5 protein-coding genes and 2 pseudogenes are annotated in these 9,906 nt (G+C 67.2%); 5 read left to right on the forward strand and 2 right to left on the reverse strand.

All coding sequences use genetic code 11. The features are described from left to right. Both glyS and FV222_RS09925 read left to right on the forward strand, forming a co-directional pair. Positions 1-2,017: glycine--tRNA ligase subunit beta (gene glyS / locus FV222_RS09920; RefSeq protein ID WP_147814082.1), on the forward strand; the 2,017-nt coding region annotated here is incomplete at its 5' end. Between the two features lie 253 nt (positions 2,018-2,270). Next, a pseudogene (locus FV222_RS09925) lies at positions 2,271-2,621 on the forward strand (DUF559 domain-containing protein). A 6-nt stretch (positions 2,622-2,627) separates the two neighbouring features. On the opposite strand, the gene FV222_RS09930 reads toward FV222_RS09925, so the two are convergent. Beyond that, entirely contained in the window at positions 2,628-3,626 is a 999-nt protein-coding gene (locus FV222_RS09930; protein WP_147761467.1) for a magnesium transporter CorA family protein, read from the reverse strand. Between the two features lie 209 nt (positions 3,627-3,835). Here FV222_RS09930 and groES point away from each other — a divergent pair, with 209 nt between their 5' ends. From groES to FV222_RS09945, 3 genes are all read left to right on the forward strand, one after another. Further along, the gene (groES, locus tag FV222_RS09935) at positions 3,836-4,123 is read left to right on the forward strand and encodes a co-chaperone GroES (protein ID WP_055886789.1); all 288 of its coding nucleotides are present in this window, start codon (positions 3,836-3,838) and stop codon (positions 4,121-4,123) included. An 84-nt stretch (positions 4,124-4,207) separates the two neighbouring features. After that, entirely contained in the window at positions 4,208-5,860 is a 1,653-nt protein-coding gene (gene groL, locus FV222_RS09940) for a chaperonin GroEL (protein WP_147751053.1), read from the forward strand. Positions 5,861-6,128: 268 nt separating this feature from the next. Further along, on the forward strand, positions 6,129-9,620 hold the full coding sequence (locus tag FV222_RS09945; RefSeq protein WP_147814084.1) for a DNA methyltransferase: 3,492 nt from the start codon (positions 6,129-6,131) through the stop codon (positions 9,618-9,620). Positions 9,621-9,639: 19 nt separating this feature from the next. On the opposite strand, the pseudogene FV222_RS09950 reads toward FV222_RS09945, so the two are convergent. Next, positions 9,640-9,906: pseudogene (locus FV222_RS09950) on the reverse strand (peptidase inhibitor family I36 protein); the annotation flags it as partial.

Raw genomic sequence — 9,906 nt, forward strand, 5'->3', positions numbered from 1 at the left:
GGCCGTGCGCGAGGAGCGGCGCGGGCCGAAGGTCGGCGCGCCGGATGCGGCGGTGCAAGGCTTCCTGCGCGGCGCCGGCCTGACGAGCCTCGACCAGGCGCAGACCGTCGTCGACCCGAAGAAGGGTGAGTTCTACCTCGCGGTGATCGAGAGGCCCGGCCGCGCGACGCTGGACGTGCTGGCCGAGATCCTGCCCGCGATCATCAAGAGCTTCCCCTGGCCGAAATCCATGCGCTGGGGCGCGGCCTCGGCGCAGGCGGGGGCCTTGCGCTGGGTGCGTCCGCTGCAATCGATCGTCGCGACCTTCGGCCCGGAGACCGAGACGCCGGACGTGGTGCCGTTCGAGGTCGGCGGGATCGTGGCCGGGGCGACGACCTACGGCCACCGCTTCCTGGCGCCGGAAGCGATCGAGGTGCGGCGCTTCGACGACTACGTCCAGAACCTGGAGCGCGCCAAGGTCGTGCTCGACGCGGACCGCCGCAAGGACATCATCCTGCACGACGCCCGCGACCTCGCCTTCGCCCGCGGCCTCGAACTTGTGGAGGACGAGGGCCTGCTGGAGGAGGTCGCCGGCCTCGTGGAATGGCCGGTGGTGCTGATGGGCACCTTCGACCAAAGCTTCCTCGACATCCCGGGCGAGGCGGTGCGCGCGACCATCCGCGCCAACCAGAAATGCTTCGTGGTGCGTGAAGCCGGCGGCGCGCTGGCGCCGGCCTTCATTCTGGTCTCGAACCTCGTCGCCTCGGACGGCGGGGCCGCGATCACCGCCGGCAACGAGCGCGTCGTCCGCGCCCGGCTCTCGGACGCGAAGTTCTTCTGGGAGACGGACAAGGCGATCCGCCTCGAAGACCGACTACAGAGGCTCGACACCATCGTGTTCCACGAGAAGCTCGGGACGCAGGGCGAGCGGGTGCAGCGCATCGCGGCGCTCGCGAAGGAACTGGCGCCGCTGGTCGGCGCCGATCCCGAGCTGGCGGAGCGCGCCGCGCGCCTCGCCAAGGCCGACCTCGTCACCGAGATGGTTGGCGAGTTCCCCGAGCTGCAGGGTTTGATGGGGGCTCGCTATGCCGCTCTCCAGGGCGAGCACCCGAGCGTCTGCGCTGCGATCGAGGAGCATTACAAGCCGGTCGGGCCGTCCGACCGGGTGCCGACCGACCCCGTCTCGGTGGCGGTGGCGCTGGCCGACAAGCTCGACACGCTGGTCGGGTTCTGGGCGATCGACGAGAAGCCGACTGGAAGCAAGGACCCGTATGCATTGCGGCGCGCGGCTTTGGGGGTCGTGCGACTCGCGGTCGATTGTTCGCTAAGACTGAGTCTGACGCAGGCTTTTGCGTTCGCTCATCTTGCAAGGTCATTGACTCCAGACGGATCAAGCTACTTCAAGCGAAGCCATAACGAGGGTATCCCAAGCCAGCGCACGACTTTGGATATTGTAAAAAATGCGGGTATCCCCGGGTCGAGTTTTGCGGATTTGGTCGATGGCAAAGGAAGTCTTCTCACCTTTTTCGCCGATCGCCTCAAAGTCTACCTCCGCGAAAAAGGCGCCCGCCACGACTTGATCGACGCGGTCTTCGCGCTTCCAGGCCAGGACGACCTGCTGATGGTCGTCCGCCGCGTCGAGGCGCTCGGCGCCTTCCTCGACACCGAGGACGGCAAGAACCTGCTCGCGGGGGTGAAGCGCGCCTCGAACATCCTCCGGATCGAGGAGAAGAAGGACGGCCGCGCCTACGACGCCGAGCCCGACGCCGCGCTCGCCGCCTCTGGCCAGCCCGAGGAGCGGGCGCTCGCCGAGGCGCTGGCGACCGCCCGGACCGAGGCCTCGGCCGCGGTCGCGAAGGAGGACTTTGCCGGCGCGATGCGGGCGCTCTCGCAGCTCCGCGCCCCGGTGGACGCCTTCTTCGAGCACGTCACCGTCAACGCCGACGACCCGCGCCTGCGCGAGAACCGCCTCACCCTCCTCAACGCGCTCCGCGCCGCCACCCGCGAAGTCGCGGATTTCTCGGCGATCGTGGGATAGTGCGCGGGTCCCTTCTCCCAGGGGGAGAAGGACAGGATGAGGGGCGTGAGGCGTCAGGAAGGACCGCGCCGGTCGCAACGTGTCTGCCGGATTCGGTCCGGCAGCGACATGGGCTCGTCGATCGGCCGACGCTGTCGACATCGCGCGCAGTTCGGTGGCGTTACGCCCCTCATCCCAACCTTCTCCCCCTGGGAGAAGGAGCCATGTCTCGGAAAACGCGGGATTTCCGCCACCGTCGCGCCGTGAGGCCTTTATGGAGCAGATCGCTTACGCGCGGGGTTTGCGTCGCACGCAGACGCGAGCCGAAGCCAAGCTCTGGCCCGTGCTCCGAAGGCGCCAACTGAATGATTGAAAGTTCCGGCGCCAGTGCCCCATCGATCGCTATGTTGCGGATTTCGTCTGCATCCAGGCGAACCTCATCGTGGAAGTGGATGGCGCGACCTATTCCACGATGCAGGAATGCGAGCGGGATGCGGCGCGCACCCGTACCCTTGAATCCTGCGGTTTCGCGATCCTGCGCATCACCAACGCCGAGATCGCCGAAAACCTCGACGGCGTGCGCGAGACGATCCTCGCCGCGGTCGAGCGGCGGCTCTCCGTCTGATGCGTCTCAGAACCAGCCCTTGATCCGGAACACCACGATCGGGATGATCGCGCTGGCGAGGATCAGGCTTAGGGCGTAGGGGTAGCCGTAGGCCCAGTCGAGCTCGGGCATGTGCTTGAAGTTCATCCCGTACATCGAGGCGATCATCGTCGGCGGAACGCCGACCACCGAGACGACGGTGAGCACGCGGAAGACGTTGTTCTGTTCGATGTTGATCAGGCCCAGGGCCGCGTCGAGGAGGAACTGGACGTTCTCCGAGAGCCGCGTCTCGAACTCGTCGAGGGATTCGATGTCCCGGCGGATCGTCTCGAAGCGGGCGTCGGTCTCCTCCTGAGCCAGCACCTGCTCGCAGGCGCCGGCGACGAAGGGCACGATGCGCTCGAGCCCGAGCAGGCTCGCCCGGATCTTGCCGAGCACCTTCCCGCGGCGGGCAATGCCCCGCAGGATGCGCCGCAGCGCCAAGTCCCGCCGGCGCGGGGGCGCCGCCTCGTCGGATTTCGCGGGCCGGGCGCGCACGTCGAAGTCGAAGATGCGGGTGGAGAGCCTGTCGAGCTCGGCGCCCATGTCCTCCAGGGAGTCGGCCAGGCTGTCGACGAGCTCCTCCATCAGCAGCAGGAAGACCGCGATCCCGGTCTTGGCCTCCTCGCCCTCGTGGACCCGCTTGCGCACCTCGGCGAAGGCGCGCAGCTCATGGAATCGCACCGTCACGAGGTGGTCCTTCGTCAGCACGAAGCCGAGTGGGTTCAGGACCGAATCGGTGCTCTCGAAGGTGATCATCGGCGTCGAGAGCGACAGGCCGTTCTTCAGCCGGCGCAGGCGGCTCGAACTCTCGACCTCCGACAGCGCCTTGCGCGAGGGCACCCGGATGCCGGTGGCCTCCTCGACCGCGCGGGCCTCCTCGGGCGTCGGGTCGTTGAGGTCGATCCACACGGCCTGCGTCGGGACGGCGGCGCCGCCCGCCTCGCTCGGCGCGAGCGCGCCCTCCGGTCCGTGCAGGCTCAGCATGGCAGGATCTTCCGTCGGCGCGTGCGATCAGGGGAGAAACCCGGCGTGCGACGGCCGTCGCAGGGTGCGACAGACTTGACTCGCCAAGGGGCCGCGGCTATCTCGCCCGCAGCCTTGGCACTCATCTTTCTAGAGTGCTAACGGCAGGGTTGGACGCGGACCACCGCGGCATCAACGCCGTTTCGCGAATTCAAACAAGAGGGCAGCTCATGAAGTTCCGTCCGCTGCACGACCGGGTCGTCGTCCGCCGCATCGAAGGCGAAGAGAAGACCAAGGGCGGCATCATCATCCCCGACACCGCCAAGGAGAAGCCGCAGGAAGGCGAGATCGTCGCCGTCGGCCCGGGCGCCCGCGACGAGGCCGGCCGCATCAACGCGCTCGACGTCAAGGCCGGCGACCGCGTCCTGTTCGGCAAGTGGTCGGGCACCGAGGTCAAGATCGACGGTCAGGACCTCCTGATCATGAAGGAATCCGACATCATGGGCGTCGTCGCCTAAGGTCTTCGGACACCTGACTTAAACCGCCCTTCGAGGCCCGAACCGGTCTTGGGGCTTCCCCACTAACGAAAAGGAATCCTGCACATGGCAGCGAAAGACGTTCGTTTCTCCTCCGACGCGCGCGACAAGATGCTCCGTGGCGTCGACATCCTCGCAGATGCCGTCAAGGTGACGCTCGGCCCCAAGGGCCGCAACGTCGTGATCGAGAAGAGCTTCGGCGCGCCGCGCATCACCAAGGACGGCGTCACCGTCGCCAAGGAGATCGAGCTCGCCGACAAGTTCGAGAACATGGGCGCCCAGATGGTGCGCGAAGTGGCCTCGAAGACCAACGACATCGCCGGTGACGGCACCACCACCGCGACCGTGCTCGCCCAGGCGATCGTCCGCGAAGGCGCCAAGTACGTCGCCGCCGGCATGAACCCGATGGACCTGAAGCGCGGCATCGACCTCGCCACGGCCGCCGCGGTGAAGGACATCATCGCGCGCTCCAAGAAGGTCGCCTCGTCCGAGGAGGTCGCCCAGGTCGGCACGATCTCGTCGAACGGCGACAAGGAAATCGGCGAGATGATCGCCCACGCCATGCAGAAGGTCGGCAACGAGGGCGTGATCACGGTCGAGGAGGCGAAGACCGCCGAGACCGAGCTCGACGTCGTCGAGGGCATGCAGTTCGACCGCGGCTACCTCTCCCCGTACTTCATCACGAACGCGGAGAAGATGGTCGCCGAGCTCGAGGACCCCTACATCCTCATCCACGAGAAGAAGCTGTCGTCGCTCCAGGCGATGCTGCCGGTGCTCGAGGCCGTGGTGCAGACCGGCAAGCCGCTGGTCATCATCGCCGAGGACATCGAGGGCGAGGCGCTGGCCACCCTCGTGGTGAACAAGCTGCGCGGCGGCCTCAAGGTCGCGGCCGTGAAGGCTCCGGGCTTCGGCGACCGCCGCAAGGCGATGCTCGAGGACATCGCGATCCTGACCCAGGGTCAGATGATCGCCGAGGACCTCGGCATCAAGCTCGAGAACGTCACCCTGCCGATGCTCGGCCGCGCCAAGCGGATCCGCATCGAGAAGGAGACCACCACGATCATCGACGGTTCGGGCGAGAAGGCCGACATCGAGGCCCGCGTCGGGCAGATCAAGGCGCAGATCGAGGAGACCACCTCGGACTACGACCGTGAGAAGCTCCAGGAGCGCCTGGCCAAGCTCGCCGGCGGCGTCGCGGTCATCCGCGTCGGCGGCGCGACCGAGGTCGAGGTCAAGGAGAAGAAGGACCGCGTCGACGACGCGCTCAACGCCACCCGCGCGGCTGTCGAAGAGGGCATCGTCCCCGGCGGCGGCACCGCCCTGCTCCGCGCCAAGAAGGCGGTCGCCGCCCTCTCGAGCGACAACCCCGACGTCCAGGCCGGCATCAAGATCGTGCTGAAGGCGCTCGAGGCCCCGATCCGTCAGATCGCCCAGAACTCGGGCGTCGAGGGCTCCATCGTCGTCGGCAAGATCACCGACAACACCTCTTCCGAGACCTACGGCTTCAACGCCCAGACGGAAGAGTACGTCGACATGATCCAGGCCGGCATCATCGACCCGGCCAAGGTCGTGCGCACCGCCCTGCAGGACGCGGCCTCGGTCGCCGGCCTGCTCGTCACCACCGAGGCCATGATCGCCGACTCTCCGAAGAAGGACAGCGGCGCCTCCATGGGCGGCGGCGGCGGCATGGGCGGCATGGGCGGCGGGATGGACTTCTAAGTCCCAGCCACCATCGCAAGGTCGGAAAGAGGGTCGCCGCAAGGCGGCCCTCTTTTCGTTTGCGTCCGCCATGCTTGGGAGACTCTAGATTTATTTTTTCTCCAGAATGGCGCTGGTGATCGGCCCTCGAGCGATATGCGCATATGCTGAAATTTTAGCAAGTCGATCTAAAACATTGATTATTTTCAGTTACCGCGGGTACTTTCGAGGGAGAGCGATCTTCCGAAGCCAATCCAGTATATGACTTGAGGTTGATTTCTCGACCTGGATGAGATTTCCTTCCGTTCGGCGGGGGGAGACGGGTTTGGACGTCGAGGGCTTCATCGAACGCTGGACCGCACGCGAGGGCGGTGCGGAGCGCGCGAACTACCAGATGTTCCTCAGCGAGCTCTGCGACGTGCTCGGCGTACCCCGACCGGAGCCGGCCGGCGGCGACACCGCCCGCAACGACTACGCCTTCGAGCGCGCCGTGCGCCTGCGCGCGGGCGACGGCGGTACGGCTCCCCGGCGCATCGACCTCTACCGGCGCGGGCACTTCATCCTCGAAGCCAAGCAATCGCGCTTTCCCGGCGCGAAGAACGCGCCGCGGCAGGTCTCCGCCGCCCAGCTCTCCCGGCTTGCCGCCGAACCAGAACAGCTCGGGCGCCGGGCCGCCGCGAAGGGCTGGGACGTGATGATGCAGAACGCCCGGCGCCAAGCGGAAGGCTACGTCTTCCTGTTGGATCCCGAGCATGTGGCACCGCCCTTCCTCATCACCTGCGATGTCGGCCACGCGCTGGAGGTGTTCGCCGATTTCTCCGGGACCGGGCGGGCCTACGTGCCGTTTCCCGACCGCCAGGGCTTCCGCATCTTTCTCGAAGACCTGCGCGACCCGGCGGTGCGCACCCGGCTCGCGGCGATCTGGACCGACCCAGGCAGCCTCGATCCGGCGCGGCATGCGGCCAGGGCCACCCGCGAGATCGCCGCGCGGCTCGCCGCCGTGAGCAAGGCGCTCGAGGCGGACCATGCGCCCGAGGAGGTCGCCCACTTCCTGATGCGCTGCATTTTCACGATGTTCGCCGAGGGCGTGGACCTGCTGCCGAAGGGCAAGTTCACCAAACTGCTGGCAGAATGCGCCGAAAGCCCGGGCGTCTTCGCTCCGCTCCTCTCGGACCTCTGGGCCAAGATGGACGCGCCGCGGGAGCAGGATCGCTTCTTCTCGGGGTTCCAGCAGCACCTGCGCCTCTTCAACGGCAACCTGTTCTCCAATGCGACGGCGTTCCCGCTGGCGCGCGAGGAGATCGGGGAGCTGCTGGCGGCCGCCCGGAAGGACTGGACGGAGGTCGATCCCGCGATCTTCGGCACGCTGCTGGAGCAGGCCCTGGACAAGGCGGAGCGGCGACGGCTCGGCGCGCATTACACGCCGCGCGTCTACGTGCAGCGTCTCGTCGAGGCGACCGTGATGCAGCCGCTCCGGGCCGACTGGCAGGCGGCGCTCATGAGAGCGGAGACCGCCCACCAGGGCGGGGACGAGAAGGCGGCGGTCGGCCACGTGCGTGCGTTCCACCGCACGCTCTGCGCCACCCGCGTCCTCGATCCGGCCTGCGGCACCGGCAACTTCCTGTACGTCGCGCTCGAGCTGATGAAGACCCTCGAAGGCGAGGTGCTGGAGACGCTGGCGCGCCTGGGCGAGGCCGAGAACATGGGGCTGGATCGCGAAACCGTCGATCCGCACCAGTTCCTCGGTTTGGAACTGAACCCGCGCGCCGCCGCGATCGCCGAGCTCGTGGTGTGGATCGGGTACCTTCAGCAGCATTACCGGACCCGCACCGGACACCCGTCCGAGCCGATCCTGCGCGCCTTCAAGAACATCAACTTCGGACGCGGCGAAGGCTACGATGCCGTCTTGACCTGGGACGGCTATCCGCTTCCGACGATCGTCGAGATAGATGGCAGACCCGTCGAGACCTATCCGAAGGCCCGGCGGCCGGACTGGCCGGACGCCGAGTTCATCGTCGGGAATCCACCGTTCATCGCAGGAAGCGACCTGCGCGGCGAATACGGACACGGCTATGCCTCAGCCGTCTGGGCCGCCTATCCGAACGTCCCCGGCGGCGCGGACTTCGTGATGTGCTGGTGGGATCGGTCGGCCGTCCAGCTTGCGGGGCCGATCCTGAAACGGTTCGGCTTCGTGACGACGAACAAGATCGCACAGGGATTCAGTCGCAAGGTCGTCGCCCATCACCTGGGTCTCAAACGCCCGATCCGCATCGCGTGGGCGATCGACGATCACCCCTGGTATCGCGGAAAGGGCGGCGTCGCGCAGGTCCGGATCGCGATGACGGTCGGCGATCGAAAAACGACGGCGGGACGCCTTCTAAGGATCAAGCAGGAAAAGCTCACCTCCGACGAGCAGATCGCAGTCGAATACGTGGAGGAAGACGGCATCATCAACGCGGACCTGACGATCGGCGCCGACATCACGAAGTCGAAGGCGCTTCTCGCGAACCGAGGCTGCTCTCACGACGGTGTGAAGTTGCACGGAAAGAGGTTCGTCCTGAACGAGGCGGAGGCTGGCCTGCTCGGGGTCGGGACACGCGCGGGCATCGAGGAATTCATACGGCCGTACCGGAACGGACTCGACCTGCGATCCGTCAGACCCTCCAGGCTCGTCATCGACATGTACGGCCTCGCTCCCGACGACATCCGAGCGCGCTATCCCGAGGCCTATCAACGTCTGCTTGAGGTGCGCGACGAGCGTCAGGACGCCATCGACCAGGTCCGCCTCAAGGGCCGCGAGCCCAGCAAGGATGTTCTGGCGTACCGGGACTTGTGGTGGCTCTTCGGTAAACCGCGCCCCGAGATGCGTTTCGCGTTGGCGAACCTCGGCCGGTACATCGGCACGATCGACACGGCGAGAAAACGCCTCTTTCAGTTCATCGACAGTGATATCCTATGCGATGACAAGATCGTCGTGATGGCGATCGAGGATGCGGCCACCCTGTCCATCCTGTCGTCCCACATCCACGTCACATGGGCCGAGCGCTCCGGCGGCTGGCTCGGCGTCGGGAACGACTCGGTCTACTCGAAGACGCGTTGCTTCGACCCTTTCCCGTTTCCCGAACTGTCTGCCAAGCTGAGGATGCAGCTTCGCACGATGGGAGAGGAGCTGGATTCGACGCGCAAGGTCATCCAGGAAGAAAATCCCGACCTGGGCCTGACGGAGGTCTACAAGCTGCTCGACCTGATCCGTGCCGGAGCCCCGCTCAGCAGTCGGGACGAGGACGTGAGAACGCGCGGGCGCGTCCTCATCCTGCGGGAGCTGCACGACACGATCGACCGGCTGACCGCCGACGCCTACGGATGGCCGCACGGATTGTCCGATGCGGACATCCTGGTCCGGCTCGTTGCGCTGAATGCGGAGCGGGCCCGCGAGGAGGCGGCGGGCCATGTGCGTTGGCTTCGGCCCGACTACCAGGTCCCGCGCTTCGCCGGAGAGATCGGGGCGAGGACCGAAGACCTGGATCTCGGCGAGGCCGAGATCGCGATCGGCAGGGACTTGCCGGCGTTCCCCACGGACCGCAGCGAACAGCCCCTCGCGGTCGTAGCCATCCTTCGCAGAGTCGACCGCCCGATGGATGCGGCCGCCCTCAGTCGCGGGTTCAAGCGCGGCGGCAGGCGCATCGAGGCGCGGGTGGCGCAGATCCTCGCCACGCTCAGCCTCTACGGCCACATCGTCGAAGCCGGCGACGGTCGCTTCCTTGGACGACGCGCCGCCTGATGCGGTGCGGCGGCCCGGTTCAGCCCGCCCGGCGTCCGCAGCGGACGTAGGAGGCGGTGCCCTTTCCGCTCGTCCAGGTCAGGCGGTCGCCGTCGACGACGAGGCGGACCTGCGACGACCAGCGCCGGCCGCGGTCGGCGCAGTCGGCGGCCATCACCCAGGCGTTGCCGGTGCGGCGGCCGTCGTGGAAGCTGCAGATCGTCCGCCCGGCGCTGGCGCGGTCGGGGGTGATCGTCGCGGGGATGTAGCCGCGCCGGCGCGAGCGCCGGCCGCAGGCGGCTTCGGT

Origin of the sequence: Methylobacterium sp. WL103 (assembly GCF_008039885.1) — a bacterium.
GTDB lineage: Bacteria > Pseudomonadota > Alphaproteobacteria > Rhizobiales > Beijerinckiaceae > Methylobacterium > Methylobacterium cerastii.